The sequence below is a fragment of the Corynebacterium urealyticum DSM 7109 genome, from assembly GCF_000069945.1.
In the GTDB taxonomy this organism is placed as follows: Bacteria; Actinomycetota; Actinomycetes; order Mycobacteriales; family Mycobacteriaceae; genus Corynebacterium; species Corynebacterium urealyticum.
In genome coordinates, this window is record NC_010545.1 from 1,115,754 (window position 1) to 1,137,274 (window position 21,521).

Genomic DNA, 21,521 nt, shown 5'->3' on the forward strand with positions numbered 1-21,521 from the left:
GGAGCCCAACTGTGGCCACAGCGCGAACTCGGCAGCAGAAGCCCACGAAAAAGAAGTGGTTGAAGCGCTCGCTGCTCGTATTCTTCGTTATTTTCCTCGCCGTTTACGGACTTGTTTTCACCACTGGCGACAAGTCCGCCACGCCGAAACTCGGCATCGACCTGCAGGGTGGCACGCGAGTAACCCTCGCCCCGCAAGGGGAGCGACCGACCGCCGACCAGCTGCAGCAGGCGCGCCGCATCCTAGAGTCCCGCGTCAACGGCATGGGTGTCTCCGGCGCGGAGGTTGTCACCGACGGCGATAACCTCGTGATTACCGTCCCGGGTGAGGATGCTAGCGAGGCCCGCGCCCTGGGGAAGACTTCCCAGCTGCTGTTCCGCCCGAACTCCCAGCCACAGCCGACGACCGCGAAGTTCGCCGAGGTTTACCAGGACATGGCGAACCGCTGGGTTGAGGCGGGAATCCTGAAGAAGCAGCCCACCCAGGAGAAGATGAACGATCTGCTCAAGGCCATGAAGGAGCAGAATGCACCTGGGCTGCCAGACAAGCTGACGGTGACGGCCAAGGAGCCAGCGGAGCCGAAGAACTCTGTCGAAGAGCAAAAGCGCCGTGATAAGCAGGTTCAGATCCTGCTGAAGGACCGCCAGGCCGAGAACGCGGACACGCAATCCGCAGCAGCGGGGCTGCTTGACTGCTCCGGACCAGACCCACTATCTGGTGCTGATGATCCTGCCAAGCCGCTGGTGACGTGCTCGCCGCAGGGGCCAATGGTGCTGGGCCCGGCCCCGGTGCTCATCGGTGATGAGAATAAAGACAAGCCTCGTCGCCTGACCGGTGACATGATCGATACGAATTCCACTATCACCGGTGGTTTCGACGCTCAGTCCGCGCAGATGGCCATCACGTTCCGTTTCAAGACCGGCAAGGACACCCCAGGTGGTGAAACCTGGTACAAGCTTGGCCAGGACATGATGAACCAGCAGGTCGCAATCACCCTGGACTCCCAGGTCATCTCCGCCCCGCAAATTCAGGGTGCAACCCCGCCAGGCGAGGTTTCCCAGATCACGGGCCAGTTCACCGAGAAGGAAGCCCAGGACCTCGCCAACAACCTGCGCTACGGTGCGCTACCACTGAGCTTCGTGGGCGAGAACGGCGAGCCGGGGGGCACCGCGACGACCATCTCGCCGACCATGGGTGAGGCCTCCCTGCGCGCTGGGTTGATCGCCGGGCTCGTTGGGCTTGTGCTCGCTTCCCTCTACGCGCTCTGGTACTACCGCGGACTCGGACTGATCGCCATTGTCTCGTTGGTGGCCAGTGTGGCTATGGTGTTCGGTCTTCTGGTCCTACTGGGACGCTGGATCGGTTACAGCCTGGACCTGGCTGGCATCGCTGGTCTGATCATCGGCATCGGCACCACCGCCGACTCCTTTGTGGTGTACTTCGAGCGCATTAAGGACGAGATCCTCGGGGGTTCGACGTTCCGTTCCGCCGTGCCTCGCGCGTGGGATCGGGCTCGTGGGACGATCGTCACCGGTAACTTCGTGTCTCTCATTGCCGCGGTGATCCTGTACTTCCTCGCCATTGGCGACGTCAAGGGCTTCGCGTTCACCTTGGGGCTCACCACCGTCGTCGACGTCGTGGTTGCCTTCCTGCTGACCGCACCTCTGACGATCATGTTGTCCCGTAAGCCTTTCAGCGCCAACCGGAAGGTCAATGGTCTTGGACCGGCGTTCCGCCTTGCGGAGTCCCGCGGCTACTCGCCGACCCGACCACAGTTTGCTGCCACCACGGCAGACGTTAAGACGACGAGTGGCTCCGTGGAGAGCGACTCGACCGAGGAGGAGACCCGATGAGCAGCACGGACACTGCCATGAGCAGCGTGAATACTGCGCAGCCAAAGGAGCAGGACAAGGGCTCCCGGCTGAGCCAGATGTACAACGGCACCGGAAACTTCCCATTCGTGGCGAAGCGGCGCCTCTGGTACCAGATTCTGATCGCTATCTTCGTCCTGTGCATCGCGACGATCGGCTTCCGGGGCTTTAACCTCGGCATCGATTTCGAGGGCGGTACCCGCATCAGTATGCCGCCGAGTGCAAACGTTCAGCAGGATGCCGTCGAACGGGTTTTCACTGAGGCCACGGGAGTAGCGCCCAACGCGGTTCAGACCGTCGGATCGGGAGACTCTCAGGTCATCGAGATTAACTCCGAGCGGCTCAGTGAAGATCAGATTCGTCAGGCCCGGGCCGCGCTCTTCGAAGAGTTCAAGCCCGTGAATGCTCAAGGACAGGCCTCCGAGGACGCAGTGAACGACTCCACGGTCTCTGAATCCTGGGGCTCGTCCATTACGAAGCGCATGCTTCTCGCGCTCGGCGTTTTCGTGCTCGCAGTCTTCGCCTACATCGGGCTGCGGATGGAGCGCGACATGGCGATCTCCGCAATCATCGGTGTGCTCATCGACCTGACTGTCGTTTCGGGTATTTACGCCCTGCTGGGGCTCGATGTCTCTCCGGCGACGGTCATCGGACTGCTGACCATCCTGGCTTACTCGCTGTACGACACTGTCGTCGTGTTCGACAAGGTACAGGAGAACACCGCCGGGCTATTCGACTCGAACCGCGCGACATACGGGGAACAGGTCAACCTCGCGATCAACCAGACGGTGATGCGCTCCATCAACACCTCCATTTTCTCGCTGGTGCCGATCGCCGCGCTGTTGGTCATTGCAGTGTGGCTCATGGGCGTGGGCACCCTGAAGGACCTTGCCCTCGTGCAGTTCATCGGCGTGATCTGCGGTACCTTCAACTCCATCTTCTTCGCCGCCCCCATGCTGGTGAGCTTGAAGATGCGGCAGAAGAAGTATCGGGAGCACGACGATCGCGTTCTTCAGGCCCGCGAGCGGGTCGCTGCGGGCGAGGAACCGGCTGAGGACTCCGAGGAGGAACCCCGCGCGGGAACCCGCACCGTCGTGAGCCCGAACGCTGGTCTTGGTGCTCAGCGTAAACAGCAGCCGGATACCTCGGGCCTGGATACCAGCGGGGTATCCTGGCGACCTGGAATGTAGCTGGCGAAGGCCCAAAGACCTAAGGAGATCCTGGGGGAGCGTTCGCATGGCGGTGAAGCCAAGCGCACGCTCAAGGAGGTGTGAAGTGTTTAAGCATCGTGGATTCCGTATGGGAATAGCGACCCTGGCCGTAGGAGCCTTGCTGGCCGGCTGCGGTAGCGATGGCGGCGGGCTCGGCCGTGCCGAACCGCAGTTCGGCTATCAGCTACCGACCACGCCGGTCACCACCAACGCGGGATCAGCTGTCGGGGTGGCCACCGACGCGGCGAAGCTTTCCGCCCGCCTGTACCCAGGGGCTTTTCTTGCGGGGCCGGAGGGCCAAATGCTGCCCAACCGGGATTTGGTTGAAGTGACTCCGAGCAAGAAGCATCAGGAAGTCGTCGATTACAAGATCAACCCAGCGGCAAAATATTCCGATGGGCATAAGGTCGTTTGTGATGACTTCCAGCTGACGAAGTTGGCCAGCGAACGTGCTGATCTTTTTTGCGTCGGATTTGCCCATCTATCACCAGGTCGCTGAACTTTATTGCGCCCCAGGAGCGGACCGTTTCCGGGTGGTGTTCAAGCCGGGTTTCGGGCAGCGCTATCGCGAACTTTTTAGCGCGGGCACGGTTCTGCCGGCCCACGCTGTGACCAAGCGGGCCGAGGTGGAATCAGTCACGGCAACTGTTGAGTCTGGGGTGGAAGAAGACCTGCTTCGCCTGGGCAAGGCTTGGCAGGAGCTCTTCGATATCACCAAGACGGACCCTGCCACTGTCCCGACGTTCGGCCCGTACCGAATCGCCGAGAAGGGCGAGCGAGGCCAGCTGGTGCTCCGGGAGAACTCGGAATGGGCGGGGGACCGCCCCGCACAGCTGCCGATCTACGTGTGGGGGCCGGGGGCGGACCTGCCGAAGCTCGCCGAGGACAACCAGATTTCGGTGCTTGACGCGCCCGTCAAGACTGATTTCGCCGCCGCCGGCATCGCATCGGAGAAGTTTTCAATTAGCCGCCAGCCCAGTGATCGTCTCGATACCCTGAGCCTTGCGGACACCGGAATCTTCGCTGACGAAGGTTCGCGGCACGCCTTCAGCTCCTGCATTGACCGCAAGGCCCTCGTTAAGACTACGTCGGAGTTCTCCCGCAATCGCGTGACTGCCACTGGCCTGCGCGTACTACAGCCATCTGCGCCGACTCACCCCCGGCTGAAGGCACTGTCCGGGGCGCACATGACCCGGGATATCCCCGCGGCGAAGGCTGCTCTCGAGGGAGCTACCGTGCGCATCGGTTACCTGCAGGAGCACGAGCGTTACGCCAAGCAGGTTGAGACCATCAAGAACAGCTGCGCGGAAGCCGGGATCACCGTCGAAGCAGTGCCACTGACCGCCACAAACTACGGAACCTTGGGGGAGGACTACGACGCGCTGCTGTCGACCCTCAGCGGGTTCGGACGCAATGGGCTCAGCAAGGCGGACCAGGCATCGCTGTTGCCGGAGATCCTTCGTGCGGAGAAGGAACTGCAGCAAGCGATGTGGACGATTCCGCTGACCACCGAGCCGCGGGCGATTGCAACCCTGAAGAACCTAGACAACGTCGTGGATAACCCGGGCAATGTCGGCCTCAGCTGGAATATGGACCGGTGGGTCGAGCTTGACCACATCCCCGAAACCACCAGCGCAACGGACACATCCACCAAGAAGTCTTAAAGGATTAGTCGACAACCATGACCCAGGCATCAGATTTCATCCTCTCCGACCCGAGCGCGATCAAGCGCCAGGAATACGCCCAGAAGCTGCTCGCCGATCACATTCGGCTCGTGCCAGGATTCCCCGCCGAGGGCATTGTTTTCGAGGACCTCACGCCGGCGCTCGCCGACGCGGAGTCTTTCCGCGCCGTTGTTTGTTCCTTGGCTGACGCTGCCCGCGAGATGGAACCGGACCTGATCGCCGGGCTCGACGCGCGCGGGTTTTTGCTTGGCAGCGCTGTGGCTTATGAGCTGGGACTCGGCATCCTCGCGGTGCGTAAGGGCGGAAAACTACCGCCGCCGGTCCACCAGGCCAACTATCAGCTGGAGTACGGCACCGCCACGCTTGAGATCCCAGCCGACGGCTTGGACCTGCGGGGGCGGCGGGTGCTGCTGCTCGACGACGTCCTGGCGACCGGGGGTACCCTCCAGGCTGCCCGCAGCTTGCTTGACAAAGCTGGTGCGACGGTCTGCGGCCTTGGGGTAGTACTTGAGGTACAAGCGCTGGACGGTCGTCAACGCTTCCCTGATATCCCGTTGTATGTCGTAGGAACCGATCATGAGTAAAGAAAAGGGTTCGCTGTGGATGGCGGCGCGCATCGCGCGTACCCTGACGGGGACCGCCCGCCCGAAGGTGAACCCTGTGCTAGGACCGCTTATCGTGGTGCACCGAAAGTTCCACCCGAAGGCGAATCTTGAGGTACTCAACCGGGCGTATAACACCGCGGAGCGACTGCACGACGGCGTGATGCGCAAATCGGGGGAACCGTACATTACCCATCCACTGGCCGTGGCGACCATCGCCGCGGAGATCGGCATGGACACCACCACGCTAGTGGCGGCGCTCCTGCACGACACGGTGGAAGACACCGACTATTCACTCGAGGAGCTCACCACTGACTTCGGGGAGGAGGTTGCCCGCCTCGTGGACGGTGTCACCAAGCTGGACAAGGTGGCACTCGGTTCCGCAGCGGAGGCCGAGACCGTCCGCAAGATGATCGTGGCGATGTCGCACGACCCCCGCGTGCTGGTCATCAAGGTCTGCGACCGGCTGCACAATATGCGCACCATGCGCTTCCTCCCGCCTGAGAAGCAGGCGAAGAAGGCTCGGGAAACCTTGGAAGTCATCGCGCCACTCGCACACCGGCTGGGGATGGCGACGGTCAAGTGGGAACTCGAGGACCTCGCCTTTGCGATCCTGTACCCACGCAAGTACGAGGAGATCGTCCGCATTGTTGCGGACCGTGCGCCAAAGCGCGACCAGTACATCGCCCGCGTCAAGGATGAAATCGAGTCCGCGATGCAGGACACCGGCATCAACGCCGAGGTCGTGGGCAGGCCGAAGCACTACTGGTCGATCTATCAGAAGATGATCGTCCGTGGCCGCGACTTTGACGAGATCTTCGACCTGGTCGGCATCCGCATCCTCGTGGAAACTGTGCGTGACTGCTATGCCGCCGTGGGCGCGGTTCACGCGCTGTACCAGCCCATGCCGGGGCGGTTTAAGGACTACATCAGCTCGCCGCGCTTCGGCGTATACAAGTCCCTGCACACAACTGTTCTCGGGCCGGACGCTAAGCCGCTGGAAATCCAGATCCGCACCCTGGAAATGCACCGCAACGCCGAATACGGCATTGCCGCGCACTGGCGCTATAAAGAGACCCGCGGCACCCACAGTGGAACCAGCGAGGACCTGGACCAGATGGCGTGGATGCGCCAATTGCTGGACTGGCAGAAGGAGGCAGCGGATCCGAATGAGTTCCTGGATTCACTGCGTTACGACCTCTCCACCGATGAGATCTTCGTGTTCACCCCGAAGGGGGATGCCATTACGCTTCCTGCGGGTGCCACCCCCGTGGACTTCGCCTATTCCGTGCACACCGAGGTCGGGCACCGCTGCATCGGTGCGAAGGTCAACGGGCGTTTGGTTGCGCTGGAAAGCAAACTGCAGACCGGCGACAAGGTCGAGATCTTTACCTCTAAGGACCAGTCGGCAGGCCCCAGCAAGGATTGGCTGAACTTCGTCGTTGTCCCGCGAGCCCGTGCCCGCATCAAGCAGTGGTTTGCTAAGGAGCGCCGCGGTGAAGCTGTCGAGGTGGGGCGTGACGCACTCGCCGCAGAGGTGCAGCGCAACGGCGTGCCGGTGCAGCGCCTGTTCACGCCCGAGTCAGTCCGTGCCCTGGCAGCCGACCTGGGGTACGACGACGTCGACGCCCTGTACGCCGCCATCGGCCGCCACGACGTCACCGCCGGGCACGTCGTCAACCAGCTCATGGAACAGCTCGCTGGCGAGGATGACGCGCCCGCGATGCTGCCCAACGAGGTTCCCGTCCACCCGGCGAGCCGGATCGCGAACACCCCGCAGGAGGGCCGCGGCGACGGCTCCGGCATTCTTGTGCAGGGGGAGGCGGACTTTTCCGCGAAGCTGGCGAAGTGCTGCACCCCGGTACCGGGAGACGCGATCTTCGGCTTCATCACCAAAGGCGGCGGAGTCTCGGTCCACCGTACGGATTGCACTAACGCTCCGAAGCTGCACCAAGACCAGGAGCGAATCATCGAGGTGGGCTGGGCACAGAGCTTCCAGAATGCCGTGTTCCTCGTGACGATCCAGATCGAGGGTCTGGACCGCAACGGCCTGCTCTCCGAAGTCACCCGCGTGGTCAGCGAGCAGAAGGTTCCGATCATCGCGACGAGCTCGCGCACCTCAGAGGACCGGGTGGCGATGATCCGTTTTACCTTCGAGGTCTCCGATACCAAGCAGCTGGGCTACCTGATGGGGCAGCTGCGCAACATCGAGGGTGTATTCGACGTCTACCGAGTCACCACCGGCGGTTAGGGGCCAGCCAACGCGGTCTGTGACTTAAGTTCTAGTGGTCGTTGCAACACTGATCTGAAGGGTTGGTGTTGGTGATGACGGTGTCACGGTGGGATCCACCGGTTGAGGAGATCACTCGGTTTCACCAGTTGGTGGTGGGTGATGGTTTGTCGGTGCGTGCGGCTGGGTTGGATCTGGGATGGTCGTTAGCTACGGCGTATCGGATTGCGCATCGTGATGGGTTACCACTGCGGAATAAGACGTTGTCGTCACAGGTGGTTGACGAGATTGTTGCGTTGTTTGCCCAGAATGTCGCGCCAATGGATATTGTGCGGCGGTTGGGTGTGAATCCTTCGTCGGTATACCGGGTGGGGATATCGATTGGTGCGCGGCCCCGTCCTGCTCCTGAGGGTCGGCGGGCTGTGGCTACGGCGCGGCGAGTGGAGTATTTGGAGCTTCGGGCCTGTGGGTTGGATCGTCGTTCTGCTGCAGCTGCGTGTGGGATGGGGTTACGTGGTGCGCTTGATGTTGATAAGGGGGTGATTAAAACACGTGGTCGGCGTGTGCCGTTTGTGCCCGATGGTCAGGCAGTTTATCGCTATAAACGGCTTATGCAGGTTCTTGCGTATGTTGATGGCCGGGTCAGTGTTCCGGTGGAGGTGCTGCCGCAGGCTGCGGTGGAGAAGGTGATTGACCGGCGGTACTTGTCGTTGGTGGAGCGGGAGCGCATCGCGGATCGGGTGAATCGGAATTTATCGGTTCGGGCGATTGCGCGTGAGCTTGGGCGTGATCCGGGGACGATTTCGCGCGAGATTAGTCGCAATAGTGGTGATGATGGCATTTATCGCCCGTTTGAGGCGCACCGGAAGTCAACGCTTCGGAGGTTTCGGCCGAAGGTGTCGAAGATTGCGGCGAATCCGCGGTTGAAACAGCAGGTGTGGCAGTGGTTGCGGATGGAGTTTTCCCCTGAGCAGGTGGCTGGCCGGTTGCGCAGGGAATTCCCTGGCGATGAGACTATGCATGTGAGTCATGAAACGATCTATCAAGAGCTGTACTGCCAGGCCAGAGGCGAGTTGAAGAAGGTGGTGGCCCATGCCCTTCGTACGGGGCGGACGCGGCGTAAACCGCGTGGTCAGCGTGTTGCGAGGAGTCGGTTTGTTGATCCGATGATCATGATTGCTGATCGTCCTGCTGTTGTTGAGGATCGGGCTGTGCCGGGGCATTGGGAGGGTGATCTGATTATCGGTGCAGGTGGAAGGTCTGCGATTGGGACGTTGGTGGAGCGGACGACGCGGTATGTGATGTTGCTGCATTTGCCGGATGGGCATGGTGCGGTGGCGGTGCGTGATGCGCTGGTGGAGGCGATTATGACGTTGCCGCAGCATCTTCGGGGGTCGTTGACCTGGGATCAGGGTTCAGAGATGGCTGGTCATAGGTCGTTTAGCATTGCGACGGATTGTCCGGTGTATTTCTGTGATCCGGGGTCGCCGTGGCAGCGGGGGACGAATGAGAACACTAATGGGTTGTTGCGTCAGTATTTTCCGAAGGGTGCGGATTTGAGTGTTTATGGGCGGGAGGAGTTGGAGCTTGTTGCTCATCGGTTGAATTGTCGGCCGCGTAAGACGTTGGGTTTTGCTACTCCTGCGGAGCGGATGGCGGAGCTGTTAGATTTAGCTGAAAGCTAGGAAATGTTGCAACGACCCCTAGAATCCGCCTGAGGCAAGGACCAACGAAAAGCCCGGGTACCCATTTGGGGTACCCGGGCTTCGTGCAGCTAGGGGAGCTTAGCTGACGGTGGCCTTCTCGATCTTCACCTCATCAGCCGGCTTGCCGTCGCCTTCTGGGGCAGCGTCGTAGATCTTGTCCAGGGTGGCCAGACCCTCGTCGCTGATCTTGCCGAAGACGTTGTACGCCGGTGGCAGCGTAGTGTCCTTCGTGACGAGGAAGAACTGCGAGCCGTTGGTATCCGGGCCGGAATTCGCCATTGCCAGGGTGCCACGCGGGTAGGTCAGCGGGGACTGGCTTTCGCCCTCGGCCACACCGTTGAGCGGGAACTCGTCGCCGAACTTGTAGCCCGGTCCACCCGTGCCCTTGCCGGTCGGGTCGCCGCACTGCAGGATGCCCATCTGGTCGGACTTCACGTGGCGGTGGCAGACCGTGTTATCGAAGTAGTTCTGCTTGGCCAGGGACTCGAAGCTGTTCACGGAGCACGGGGAGGTGCCGCGGTCCAGCTCAATTGGAATCTCGCCGGCGGTGGTCTTCAGGTTCACCTTGACCAGGCCCTCCGTCGCGATATTCTCGCCGCCTGGCTTATCGACCTGCTTGGCGGCGCCGCCCTCATCCTGGTACTCGCAGCTGACCTGCTTCGGGTAGACCTTCATTGGGCCGTCCGGCAGCGGCGGGTACTGCTGCTCGTCCTGGGCCTGGGTTTCCGTCTGATCCTCCGAATCCGAGGACCCCGTGTAGGTGCTGGCGAAGTAAATGCCGCCCACGATTGCGGCCAGGACCACGACGGTGGTCACCATCACGCCGAGCGGCGCGAGCTTGGCCTTGCGCTCGCGGCCTTTGATCGCCTTGTCGAGGTTATCCAGCGCCTCGTCGCGGCGCTGCGCGTTGGGCATCTTGCGCCCAGTGTTCTCACTCACGTGTTGAACCGGTGCCTTTCTTCCTGCGTGATCAGCTTTAGCGTGATCATGGACGATTCGCGCAGAGCCTGGCTGTGGGGCCGCGGGCCTGCGTAACCTTTCCCATTATGCCCTAAGAAAGTTATTTTCTGACACGATGGGGGCATGAAGCACTCCGAGAACACCGGTGCAGGGGCGGCCACCCCCTCCTTTGAGCTGCTGGGCTTCCCGGCGGGCGCCTTCCAGACCAATTGTTACGTGCTGATCAATACGGATGAGTCCGCAGCACGCGACGCCCAGGGGCACAGGCCCGCCACGGTGGTGGACCCGGGGCACGGCGCCCACCAGGTCATCATCGATGCCGCGAGCGAGCACAATTTCTATGTGGAGTCGATCGTGCTAACCCATGGCCACATCGACCACATGCGAGATGCCGCGGAGTTCGGGGTGCCGGTCCACGTCCACGAATATGATCGTTCGATGCTCGAGGATCCGGGGATGTACACCAATGTCCTCGACTTTGCTCGCATCTTCGATACCGAGAACATGAAAGTTCCCGAGGACATCCGGAACCTCAGCGACGAGGTGAGCATCGGCGGCCAGAGCTTCGCCGTGCACCACATGCCGGGGCATTCCCCCGGATCCGTCATGTTCCGCATCCCGGGGCTGATCTTGGGTGGGGACGTCCTCTTCAACGGCGGCGTGGGGCGGACGGACCTGCCTGGTTCGGACCCGGCGGATATGACTCTGTCCCTGAAACGTCTGGCAGCCGAATTCGATGACGACGACGTCGTCCTTCCCGGTCACGGTCCGCAGACAACGATCGGTCAGGAAAAGAAGACCAACCCCTTCCTGCACGAGGTGGGGTAGTGCTACGCCCGTAGCGGTCCAGTCACTAAGATCTGGTGGCGTGACTAACTCAGGTGAAAAGAAGTTCCAGCCGCTGCACGCCCCGAAGGGTATTCCGGACTACGTGCCACCGCAGTCCAGCGAATTCCTGGCGGTGCGCACCGCGTTTCTCGACGCCGCCCACAACGCCGGTTATGAGCACATCGAGCTGCCCGTGTTCGAGGACACCTCGCTGTTCGCCCGCGGCGTGGGGGAGTCCACCGACGTGGTGAGCAAGGAAATGTATACCTTTGCTGACCGGGGTGGTCGCTCGGTGACGCTGCGCCCGGAGGGCACCGCTGGAGTGATGCGTGCGGTGATCCAGCACAATCTCGATCGTGGGCAGTTGCCAGCCAAGCTGGCGTATCACGGCCCGTTTTTCCGCTACGAACGCCCGCAGGCCGGCCGTTTCCGCCAGCTTCAGCAGGTCGGAGTGGAGGCCATCGGGGTGGACGACCCGGCGCTGGATGCCGAGGTCATCGCCCTGGCAGACCGCTGCTTCCGTTCCATTGGGTTGGACGGCTTCCGTCTCGAGTTGACGAGCCTGGGGGATAGCACCGATCGCCCGGCATACCGCGCGAAGCTCCAGGAGTTCCTGGCAACGCTACCGCTGGATGAGGAGACCCAGCGCCGCGCGGAGCTCAACCCGCTGCGAGTGCTGGACGATAAGCGCCCGCAGATGCAGGAGATGCTGGCGGACGCTCCGTTGATGAAGGATCACCTTTCCGACTCCTCCCGCGAGCACTTCGAGACCGTCACCGGTCTGCTGGAGGACATGGGCGTGGAGTACACGATCAACCCACGCATGGTCCGTGGGCTTGATTACTACACCAAGACCTGTTTCGAGTTCGTCCACGATGGCCTCGGGGCGCAGTCCGGAATCGGCGGCGGTGGTCGCTACGACGGCTTGATGGCCCAGCTTGGTGGCCAGGATCTCTCCGGCATCGGCTTCGGCCTCGGCGTGGACCGGGCGCTGCTGGCCCTCGAAGCAGAGGGCAAGACGGCTTCTACCGGTCGCCGCGTGGACGTGTTTGGGATCCCGATGGGCGATGCCGCGAAGCGCCACATGGCTGCTTTGATCAACGAGCTGCGCGCGGCGGGTGTTGCAGCGGACATGGCCTATGGCAATCGCGGGCTCAAGGGGGCGATGAAGGCTGCCAACCGGGCACATGCTCAGCTCGCCGTCGTCATCGGTGACCAGGAGCTCGAGGCGGGCACCGTGGCGGTGAAGGACCTGCAGCTCGGAGAGCAGCACGACGTCGCGGTGGCAGATCTGGTCACCCACATCCGTCGACAGCTGGCGTAGGTCCGAAGGACCCCTATACAGCTCCTTCGGGCTAGTAAAAACGGCACTGTGCGAAAAGCACAGTGCCGTTTTCTTTACCATGGGCCGTTTGGCCGAGCGGAGCGCACCGGCCATGGCGGGCCTTGGCTCGTGGTGAGCTTAGCGGCGGAAGTTCGCCTCGCAGCTGGCCATTGTTCCGCCCTGGTAGCCGCGCAGGAATGCGTCCACGCGCTGCTGGGAGGAGCCGTGAGTCCACTTCTCCGGGTTGACCGAGCGACCGGCAGACTTCTGAATGGCATCATCGCCGATGGACTGGGCAGTTTTCACAGCCTGATCCACCTGGTCCTGTGTGATCGGGTCGAGCATGGCGTCCGGCCCCTTATCTGCCTGGCTAGCCCACAGACCCGCGTAGCAGTCAGCCTGCAGCTCCATCTTCACGGCGTTGGAGTCCTCACCCGGGTTGTTGTAATCGGAGAGACCGAGGTTGCCCTCGAGGTGTTGAATGTGGTGGCCGAACTCGTGGGCGACAACATACATCTGGGCGAACGGGCCATCGGAGCCACCCATCTGCCGCAGCTGCTTAAAGAATGGCGTCGCGAAGTAGGCGGTCTCATCGCCCGGGCAGTAGAACGGTCCGGACTGGGAGGCATCAGCCGCCCCGCAGGCGGTGTTCAACTGACCAGAGCCGATGAAGAGCCCCGGCTTGGTGTACTCAATATTCGCCTCCTGGGGGAGCGCCTCGCCCCAGAAGTCGTCCAGAACCGTCGCGGTGGCCTGGATGCGGCAGTCGTCGTGCTCGTTGGCGTCCTCGTACGTCTTGCAGTGCGCGAGCGCATCCGAGTCGGTCTGCGGGCCCTGCACATTGTTGGCCCCGCCGCCAATGCCTGGGATTCCGCCGCCGCTGTTGAGGAAGAAGATCACCAAGCCGGCGATGATGATGCCGGGCAGCCCGAAACGAGCGCCCACCTGACTCACCAACATGTTGATGAGGAAGTTGCCGCCGCCACGGTTTCCGCCGCCGAAGTTGGAGCCCCCGGAATTGCCGCCACCTTGGGCGCGGCCGGAGGAGTCGCCTAGATTTTGATTGAAGGTCACGCCCTAAAGTTTGCCACACTTGTTGATGGACTAAGCTGAAGGGTTGAATTCGACACCCTTTTTCAAAGATTGAAAGCATCGGAAGGATAAGCGACGTGCTGCGAACCCATCTAGCAGGCGAACTTCGCCCAGGAGACATCGACTCAGAGGTCACCCTCACCGGCTGGGTAGGCCGTCGCCGAGACCACGGTGGCGTGATCTTCATCGACCTGCGCGACCGTTCCGGCGTCGCACAGGTCGTGTTCCGCGAGTCCGAGGTCGCCGAACGTGCCCACGCATTGCGCAGCGAGTACTGCGTCCGCGTCCGCGGTCGCGTGGAGGCCCGTCCGGAGGGCTCCGAGAACCCGAACCTGCCGTCCGGCGCCGTCGAGGTCAACGTCAGCGAGCTCGAGGTACTCAACGAGTCCGCCGCGCTGCCGTTCCAGATCGACGACCCGTCCTCCGCCGGCGAGGTCGGCGAGGAGACCCGCCTGAAGTACCGCTACCTGGATCTGCGCCGCGCCTCCCAGGGCGACGCACTCCGTCTGCGCTCCAAGGCCAACGCTGCGGCCCGTAAGGTTCTCGAGCGCCACGATTTCACGGAGATCGAGACCCCGACGCTGACCCGTTCCACCCCGGAGGGCGCACGTGACTTCCTGGTTCCGGCACGCCTGAAGCCAGGCACCTTCTACGCTCTGCCGCAGTCCCCGCAGCTGTTCAAGCAGCTGCTCATGGTCGCCGGCATGGAGCGGTACTACCAGATCGCTCGCTGCTACCGCGACGAGGACTTCCGCGCCGACCGCCAGCCAGAGTTCACGCAGCTGGACGTCGAGATGAGCTTCGTCGACCAGGAGGACGTCATCGCCCTGGCCGAGGAGATCCTCACCGAGGTGTGGTCGACCGCCGGCTACGAGGTCCAGACCCCGTTCCCGCGCATGACCTACGCCGACGCGATGCGGCTCTATGGCTCCGATAAGCCGGATCTGCGCTTCGACATCCAGATCACCGAGTGCACCGAGTTCTTCAAGGACACGACCTTCCGCGTGTTCCAGAACGAGTACGTCGGTGCTGTCGTCATGGACGGTGGAGCTAGCCAGCCACGCCGCCAGCTCGACGCCTGGCAGGAGTGGGCCAAGCAGCGCGGTGCGAAGGGCCTGGCCTACATCCTGGTGGGCGAGGACGGCGAGCTGTCCGGCCCAGTTGCGAAGAACATCACTGATGATGAGCGCGCTGGCATCGCCGACCACGTTGGTGCGAAGCCGGGCGACTGCATCTTCTTCGCAGCCGGCGACACCAAGTCTTCCCGTGCCCTGCTGGGTGCGGCTCGTGGCGAGATCGCCCAGAAGCTGGGACTCATCGACGACAGCAAGTGGGCCTTCACCTGGGTCGTCGACGCGCCGATGTTCGAGCCTGCAGCCGATGCCCGCGCAGAGGGCGACGTGGCGCTCGGCAACTCCGCATGGACTGCCGTGCACCACGCCTTTACCTCCCCGAAGCCCGAGTTCCTGGACTCCTTCGACCAGGACCCAGGTTCCGCGCTGGCCTACGCCTACGACATCGTCTGCAACGGCAATGAGATCGGCGGCGGTTCCATCCGTATCCACCAGCGGGACGTCCAGGAGCGCGTGTTCCAGGTCATGGGAATCTCCCAGGAGGAGGCCCGGGAGAAGTTCGGCTTCCTGCTCGACGCCTTCGCCTTCGGCGCTCCGCCGCACGGCGGCATCGCGTTCGGTTGGGACCGAATCGTCAGCCTGCTGGGCGGCTTCGACTCCATCCGCGACGTCATCGCCTTCCCGAAGTCTGGCGGCGGTGTCGACCCACTGACGGATGCGCCGAGCGAGATTACCCCGGAGCAGCGTAAGGAATCCGGCATCGACGCGAAGCCGAAGAGGGCCGCAGCGGCGCAGGCCGGTGCAGCCAAGGCCAGCTCCAAGTAGAGCGAAAAGGTAACAAGACCAGCTGGGGCGGCACACGGTGCCGGCCCGCCTGGCAATAAGGATGAGTAAACAGGTGGCCGAACACAATCCAGCCCTCTCCGTGGCGGCAGTCGGCGAGTCCGCGCAGCGAGTTCTCGCCGCCCGCTTCGGCGGATCGCCGGAACTGAGCAACCCGGAGAACCTCGGAGGAAACGGATCCTCCCTGGTTCTACGCGCTCGGGTCGGGCACAATGACTTCCTCCAGGAACGCACGGTGGTGGTCAAACAGCTACCACCGCAGCCCTCGGGGGAAGAGCCCTCATCCCTCGCTGACCCGGAGGCCAACCGGTCTCGGGGTAGCAGGCGAATCTCCTTCGACCGCACCGGGCTCTTCCGCGAGCTTGTGGCTTATCAGTTCACAAACACCCTTGCTGAGGAATCACGACCAGGCCCGTTGCTGCTCGCGTATGACATCCAGGAGCGCCTCCTGATCCTCTCAGACCTTGGTGACGGCCAGAACTTCGCTGAGGTGCTCACCGGACTCTCGGCCAAGGACCGCCGCACCGCACTGCGGAAGCTGGGGCGCTCACTCGGCCGCATGCACGTAGCCACGGCAGGTAAAGAAGAGTCCTATGACACCCTCTTCCGCCGCCAGTGCCAGAAGCATGGCTACGCCTTCGAGGATGTCGTCGGCCAGCAGCCGAAGATTGAGGAAACTATCATCCTCGGACTGGAGCTGATGGAGAGCAACTCAATCAGCATGCACCCGGAGGTCATCCGGTTGGCGAATCTGGCGGCGAGCCGACAGGCGGATGCCACCGCTCGCGCCTTCACCCCGTTCGACCTCATGCCAGACAACATCGTGTTGGCACAGCGGGTGTTCTTCCTCGACTACGAGTGGGCAGGGTTCCGCGATATCGCCTTCGACGTCGCGTGCGTCATGGCCGGTTTTCCGCAGGACCTGTCAACTCCGGCCCTGAGCGACCAGGAGACCGCCGAGTTTCTCGATGCCTGGCGGGCCGAGGTCGTCCACTATTGGCCGGAGTTCCGGGATGACGGCTACTTCAACGAGGTCCTGGTAGCCACTCTGATCGCGTGGGCCTTCTTCTCCCTGGCGCTGTTGTACTACGGCTCCGATAAGGTGAACGACCTCCGCGAATTCGATATCGAGGCCGATGACTTGAAGAAGCTGACCACCGCACAGCTCATCGACCTCGCGACCACCGTGGACGCCATCTTGCGCTTCACCGCAGGGCTAGGCGAGAAACGTTTCGCTCCTGTCACCGAGCTTGCAGAAAATCTCCTAGCGGCGCTGGCCCCACTGGGCGCGCATCCGCAGCGACGTGAGGACTAGGCGCGACGTGGAAGACCTGTTCAGTCAGGCCGCCCCACACCAGTCTGGGGCCGGTCCAGCGGAGGTGGAAGCATACTTCCACCCGGGTTCGCATGCGCCGCTGGCGGTCCGCATGCGGCCGCGAAGCCTGGCTGAGGTGGTGGGGCAGGACCACGTGCTTGGGCCAGGGACCCCGTTGCAGCGGCTCATTGACGGGCGCGGAGACTCCTCCGTTATCCTCTTCGGTCCGCCCGGCACGGGCAAAACCACCATCGCATCTCTGATCTCGGCGGCATCCGGACGCCACTTTGTCGCCCTGTCTGCCCTGAATTCGGGAGTCAAGGAGGTTCGGGCCGTCATCGAGGACGCCCGCCGTCGCCTGCTCCACGGTGCACGCACCGTGCTTTTCATCGACGAGGTGCACCGTTTCTCCAAAACGCAGCAGGACGCTCTGCTCGCCGCCGTGGAGAACCGCACGGTGCTGCTGGTCGCCGCCACGACCGAGAACCCGAGTTTCTCCGTGGTCTCGCCACTGCTGAGCCGCTCGCTGCTTGTCCAGCTGAAGTCGTTGGACGAAGACGGCATTAAATCCGTGCTGCGTCGCGCGATCGCCGATGAGCGAGGCTTGGCCGGCCAGGTGCAGATTGCTGACGACGCCCTGGACCAGCTCGCCGCGGTGTCTGGTGGGGACGCTCGACGCAGCCTGACGTACCTCGAGGCCGTCGCCGAGGACGTCCTCCAGCAGAAGGAGGCTGGCGACGAGGCTCCTACGATCACGGTCGCCGACGTCACTCGCTCCACGAATAAGGCGGTGGCTCGCTATGACCGCGACGGCGACCAGCACTACGACGTCACCAGCGCTTTTATTAAGTCCATGCGTGGCTCTGATCCGGATGCCGCGCTGCATTACCTCGCGCGGATGCTCGAAGGAGGGGAGGACCCCCGGTTCATCTCCAGGCGTTTGGTCATCGTCGCTTCCGAGGACATCGGAACAGCTGACCCTACCGCCCTGCAGGTCGCAGTCGCAGCGCACCAGGCGGTGAGCTTCATCGGCATGCCGGAGGCCCGCATTACGCTGGCCCACGCCACCGTCCACATGGCCACCGCCCCGAAGAGCAACGCCGCCTACGTCGGTATCAACGAGGCCATCGCCGATATCCGGGCAGGCAAGGGGGCGATCGTTCCTGCTCACCTGCGCGACGGACACTACAGCGGCGCGAAGGCCCTCGGAAACGCCACCGGCTACCAGTACCCGCACGATGATCCTCGGGGCGTGTTGCGCCAGCAATACCTGCCGGATGACCTGGTCGAAGCGGTGTACTACCGGCCCACCACCCACGGCCACGAGCGTACGATTCACAGTCGCCTGGACACGCTGCGGGGCATTGTGCGTGGTTCCGGCCCGGGCAAGTAGAATGCCATCTGTAGTTTTAGCTTTCCCCGCGGCATGAAACCCGTAGGAGGCGGTTGGCCCCACCAGGGCTGCCGAGACAACCCGAGACAGATTGAGGTAGCACTACCGTGCAGACGCATGAGATTCGCCAGCGCTTCACCGACCATTTCGTGAAAAGCGGTCACACCGAGGTGCCCAGCGCGTCGTTGATCCTCGACGACCCGAACCTGCTCTTCGTCAACGCGGGCATGGTCCCCTTCAAGCCCTACTTCCTGGGCCAGGAGACCCCGCCGTTCGGTACCGCCACCTCCATCCAGAAGTGCGTGCGAACCCTCGACATCGACGAGGTCGGCATCACCACCCGCCACAACACCTTCTTCCAGATGGCCGGCAATTTCTCCTTCGGCCAGTACTTCAAGGAAGGCGCGATCAAGAACGCGTGGACGCTGCTGACCAATTCCGTCGACGACGGTGGCCTTGGGCTGAACCCGGATCGCCTCTGGGTCACTGTCTACGAGGACGACGACGAGGCCGCGCAGCTGTGGCACGACCTCGTCGGTCTACCAACCGAGCGCATCCAGCGCCTCGGGATGGAGGATAACTACTGGCACATGGGAGTGCCCGGACCGTGTGGGCCGTGCTCCGAGATCTACTACGACCGTGGCCCGGCTTATGGCGAAGACGGTGGCCCGGCAGTGGACGATAGCCGATTTATCGAGATCTGGAACCTCGTGTTCATGGAGTTCGAGCGTGGCGAAACTAAGCCCGACGGCAGCTTCGACATCGTGGGCAACCTGCCGAAGAAGAACATCGATACCGGCATGGGTGTGGAGCGCCTCGCATTCCTGCTGCAGGGGGTGGACAACGTCTACGAGACTGACCTGCTGCGCCCGGTGATCGACACCGCCGAGAAGCTGACCGGCACCCGCTACGGCACGCAGGACAAGGACGATATCCGCTTCCGCGTCATCGCCGACCACAGCCGCACCGCGCTGATGCTCATTCTCGACGGCGTGACCCCAGGCAACGAGGGACGCGGCTATATCTTGCGTCGCCTGATTCGCCGCATCATCCGCTCTGCCCGTCTGCTGGGCGCCCAGGGGGCCGTCATTGAGCAGCTGCTGGGCACGGTCCGTGAGGCGATGACCCCGTCCTACCCGGAGATCGAGGAGAACTGGGAGCGTATCCGCTCCGTGGGAGTGACCGAGGAAAAGGCCTTCCTGAAGACCCTCGAGTCCGGATCCCAGCTCTTCGAGCAGTTCCTCACTGAGGCCCGCAATAGTGGTACCTCGGTTGTTCCGGGTGCAGTGGCTTTCTCGCTGCACGATACCCACGGCTTCCCGATCGACCTGACCCGCGAGATGGCTGAGGAGGCCTCGCTGACGGTCGACGAGGCTGGTTTCCACGAGCTGATGGCCGAGCAGAAGGCCCGCGCCAAGGCTGATAGCGCCGCAAAGAAGCACGTCCACGCGGACTTGAGTGTCTACCGCGCATTCATCGACTCCCACCCGACCCACTTCACCGGCTACGAGAACACGGCGGACGAGGGCAAGGTGTTGGGCCTGATCGTCGACGGCCAGCTCGCCGACCGTGCATCTGCCGGGCAGCACGCCCAGGTCATCCTGGACCAGACCCCGTTCTATGCCGAGTCCGGTGGCCAAATGGCCGACCGCGGTAGCCTCCGCGGCCCAGGAGGCCTGGCGAAGGTCGTGGACGTCCAGAAGATCGCCAAGAAGGTCTGGGCGCACCTGATCGAGGTCACCGAGGGCGAGCTCGCCATCGGCGAGCTTCTTGAGGCGCGCGTCGACCAGAAATGGCGCCACCAGGCCCGCCAGGCGCACTCCGGTACCCACCTGATCCACGCTGCGCTGCGCGAGGTACTGGGTCCAACAGCCGTGCAGGCCGGATCCATGAACAAGCCGGGCTACCTGCGCTTCGACTTCTCCTACGGGGATCAGCTGACCGAGAAGCAGCTGCAGCAGATCGAGGAGATCGCGAACTCTGCGGTCGACACCGACTACCAGGTCAACACCATCGAGACCTCCCTGGAGGAGGCCAAGGCGATGGGAGCGATGGCCCTATTCGGCGAGAACTACGGAAAGCAGGTTCGTGTCGTCGAGATCGGCGGCCCGTTCTCCATGGAGCTGTGCGGCGGTATCCACGTGGACCACTCCTCGCAGATCGGCCCGATTAGCGTGCTCGGTGAGTCCTCGGTGGGCTCTGGGGTGCGCCGCATCGAGGCTTATACCGGTATGGATTCCTTCCGCCACCTCGCCGCTGACCGTTCCCTGGTTGCCAACCTCGCGGCGAACTTTAAGGCCACCAGCGAGGAGATCCCGGAGCGCATTGACGCGCTGACCGCCAAGCTCAAGGCCGCAGAGAAGCAGGTCCAGCAGCTGCGCGCCCAGCAGCTGGCTGCCCAGGTTGGCAGCATTGTGGACAGTGCTGCGGATGTGTCCGGCGTGAAGGTGCTTACCCAGAATCTCGGGGAGGGCCTGGGTGCGAAGGAGCTGCGCTCTGTGGCGCAGGACGCCATCGCCCGTTTCAATTCCGAGACGGCGGTCGTGCTCTTCACGTCTCAGGATGGGGAGAAGGTTCCATTCGTTGCTGCGGCGAACCCACAGGCAGTCGAGCGCGGCCTGAAGGCGGGCGACCTGGTGAAGGCATTCGGCGCCGAGGTTGGTGGCCGCGGTGGCGGTAAGCCAGCCCTGGCGCAGGGCTCCGGTTCCGATGCTTCCGGCGTCGACGCCGGCCTGGCGGCCGTTCAGCGCCTCGTGAACGAGATCCTCAGCTAGTTCCACGAGGTCGATCACCGATGACATCCGGTTTTTCCCGCGAGGAGATTTCTCCCGACCGTCCCGACCCGGAGACCGATCCAGGGCGGGGACGGCGGCTGGCGCTCGACGTCGGCAGCGTACGCATCGGTGTTGCACTGAGCGACCCGGATGGCATCCTGGCCTCTCCGCTGGAGACGGTGGCCGCTGCCGTGGACGGCTCCGACGTGGCGCGCGTGGTGGAGCTGATCGAGGAGAACTTCGTCGTGGAGGTTATCGTCGGTCTTCCGGTGGCGTTGCGCGGCAACCACACCTCGAGCACCGTAGCAGCCCTGGACTTTTATGAGGACCTTGGCGAAGAGCTACCGGAACTGCCCATACGGCTCGTCGACGAACGCATGTCCACCATGGCTGCGACCCAGGCCTTTCAGGCTTCCGGGGTGAGCGCCAAAAAAGGGTCGGAAGCGGATTGACCAAGCTGCGGCGGTGCATATTCTGCAGGGGTGGCTCGACGCCCGTCGGCGCGTCATCTCGTAATCGAATCGTGATCATGGAATAATGTCCGATGATCGATCCACGATCATCGGATGCATCGCTGTCCTATGGCGATGCTTCGCGTTGCCTTCACGCTTCGA

The 21,521-nt window shown here is 63.0% G+C and carries 15 protein-coding genes and 1 pseudogene; 14 read left to right on the forward strand and 2 right to left on the reverse strand.

The features are described from left to right. Positions 1-11 precede the first annotated feature (11 nt). The 7 genes from secD (at position 12) to CU_RS10775 (ending at position 9,284) form a co-directional block, all read left to right on the forward strand. Positions 12-1,853 (forward strand): protein translocase subunit SecD, encoded by a 1,842-nt coding sequence (gene secD / locus CU_RS04735; RefSeq protein WP_012360187.1) that lies wholly within the window; start codon positions 12-14, stop codon positions 1,851-1,853. Further along, positions 1,850-3,061, forward strand: a complete 1,212-nt coding sequence (gene secF, locus CU_RS04740) for a protein translocase subunit SecF (RefSeq protein WP_012360188.1) — start codon at positions 1,850-1,852, stop codon at positions 3,059-3,061. The genes secD and secF overlap by 4 nt, the downstream gene beginning before the upstream one ends. Before the next feature lie 46 nt (positions 3,062-3,107). Beyond that, on the forward strand, positions 3,108-3,581 hold the full coding sequence (locus CU_RS10610) for an ABC transporter substrate-binding protein (protein WP_012360189.1): 474 nt from the start codon (positions 3,108-3,110) through the stop codon (positions 3,579-3,581). A gap of 34 nt (positions 3,582-3,615) precedes the next feature. Then, positions 3,616-4,746 carry an ABC transporter substrate-binding protein gene (locus CU_RS04750; RefSeq protein ID WP_158307920.1) on the forward strand — a complete coding sequence of 377 codons (1,131 nt, stop codon included), beginning with the start codon at positions 3,616-3,618 and terminating at the stop codon, positions 4,744-4,746. A gap of 17 nt (positions 4,747-4,763) precedes the next feature. Further along, positions 4,764-5,351, forward strand: coding sequence for an adenine phosphoribosyltransferase (locus tag CU_RS04755; protein WP_012360191.1), 588 nt, complete (start codon positions 4,764-4,766; stop codon positions 5,349-5,351). Continuing rightward, the gene (locus CU_RS04760; protein WP_012360192.1) at positions 5,344-7,620 is read left to right on the forward strand and encodes a RelA/SpoT family protein; all 2,277 of its coding nucleotides are present in this window, start codon (positions 5,344-5,346) and stop codon (positions 7,618-7,620) included. Before CU_RS04755 ends, CU_RS04760 begins: the two co-directional genes overlap by 8 nt. 449 nt (positions 7,621-8,069) lie before the next feature. Then, a complete protein-coding gene (locus CU_RS10775; RefSeq protein WP_231837769.1) occupies positions 8,070-9,284 on the forward strand; it encodes an IS30 family transposase in 1,215 nt (404 codons plus the stop codon). A 99-nt stretch (positions 9,285-9,383) separates the two neighbouring features. Here the strand turns inward: CU_RS10775 and CU_RS04770 are convergent, their stop codons facing one another. Continuing rightward, positions 9,384-10,244 carry a peptidylprolyl isomerase gene (locus CU_RS04770; RefSeq protein ID WP_012360193.1) on the reverse strand — a complete coding sequence of 287 codons (861 nt, stop codon included), beginning with the start codon at positions 10,242-10,244 and terminating at the stop codon, positions 9,384-9,386. A gap of 144 nt (positions 10,245-10,388) precedes the next feature. Here CU_RS04770 and CU_RS04775 point away from each other — a divergent pair, with 144 nt between their 5' ends. After that, positions 10,389-11,093 (forward strand): MBL fold metallo-hydrolase, encoded by a 705-nt coding sequence (locus tag CU_RS04775; RefSeq protein ID WP_012360194.1) that lies wholly within the window; start codon positions 10,389-10,391, stop codon positions 11,091-11,093. Positions 11,094-11,133: 40 nt separating this feature from the next. Then, complete coding sequence (hisS, locus tag CU_RS04780) at positions 11,134-12,417, forward strand: histidine--tRNA ligase (protein WP_012360195.1); 1,284 nt, start codon at positions 11,134-11,136, stop codon at positions 12,415-12,417. A gap of 138 nt (positions 12,418-12,555) precedes the next feature. On the opposite strand, the gene ypfJ is transcribed toward hisS, so the two are convergent. Further along, complete coding sequence (gene ypfJ, locus CU_RS04785; protein ID WP_012360196.1) at positions 12,556-13,491, reverse strand: KPN_02809 family neutral zinc metallopeptidase; 936 nt, start codon at positions 13,489-13,491, stop codon at positions 12,556-12,558. A 95-nt stretch (positions 13,492-13,586) separates the two neighbouring features. Between ypfJ and aspS the strand changes: the two genes are divergently transcribed. The 5 genes and pseudogenes from aspS to ruvX all read left to right on the forward strand — a co-directional run bounded on the left by aspS (position 13,587) and on the right by ruvX (position 21,423). Continuing rightward, complete coding sequence (gene aspS, locus CU_RS04790) at positions 13,587-15,407, forward strand: aspartate--tRNA ligase (RefSeq protein ID WP_012360197.1); 1,821 nt, start codon at positions 13,587-13,589, stop codon at positions 15,405-15,407. 73 nt (positions 15,408-15,480) lie between these two features. Continuing rightward, entirely contained in the window at positions 15,481-16,740 is a 1,260-nt protein-coding gene (locus CU_RS04795; protein ID WP_231837768.1) for a phosphotransferase, read from the forward strand. A 7-nt stretch (positions 16,741-16,747) separates the two neighbouring features. Next, entirely contained in the window at positions 16,748-18,133 is a 1,386-nt protein-coding gene (locus CU_RS04800) for a replication-associated recombination protein A (RefSeq protein ID WP_012360199.1), read from the forward strand. A 107-nt stretch (positions 18,134-18,240) separates the two neighbouring features. After that, positions 18,241-20,907 carry an alanine--tRNA ligase gene (alaS, locus tag CU_RS04805; RefSeq protein ID WP_012360200.1) on the forward strand — a complete coding sequence of 889 codons (2,667 nt, stop codon included), beginning with the start codon at positions 18,241-18,243 and terminating at the stop codon, positions 20,905-20,907. Between the two features lie 20 nt (positions 20,908-20,927). Beyond that, positions 20,928-21,423: pseudogene (gene ruvX, locus CU_RS04810) on the forward strand (Holliday junction resolvase RuvX). The last annotated feature ends 98 nt before the right edge of the window (positions 21,424-21,521 follow it).

What these genes read in the sequence shown, in the direction of transcription:
- secF (WP_012360188.1), top strand. Translation starts at nt 1,850, where the DNA reads ATGAGCAGCACGGACACTGCCATGAGCAGCGTGAATACTGCGCAGCCA.
- CU_RS10610 (WP_012360189.1), top strand. Translation starts at nt 3,108, where the DNA reads ATGGCGGTGAAGCCAAGCGCACGCTCAAGGAGGTGTGAAGTGTTTAAG.
- CU_RS04755 (WP_012360191.1), top strand. Translation starts at nt 4,764, where the DNA reads ATGACCCAGGCATCAGATTTCATCCTCTCCGACCCGAGCGCGATCAAG.
- CU_RS04760 (WP_012360192.1), top strand. Translation starts at nt 5,344, where the DNA reads ATGAGTAAAGAAAAGGGTTCGCTGTGGATGGCGGCGCGCATCGCGCGT.
- CU_RS04775 (WP_012360194.1), top strand. Translation starts at nt 10,389, where the DNA reads ATGAAGCACTCCGAGAACACCGGTGCAGGGGCGGCCACCCCCTCCTTT.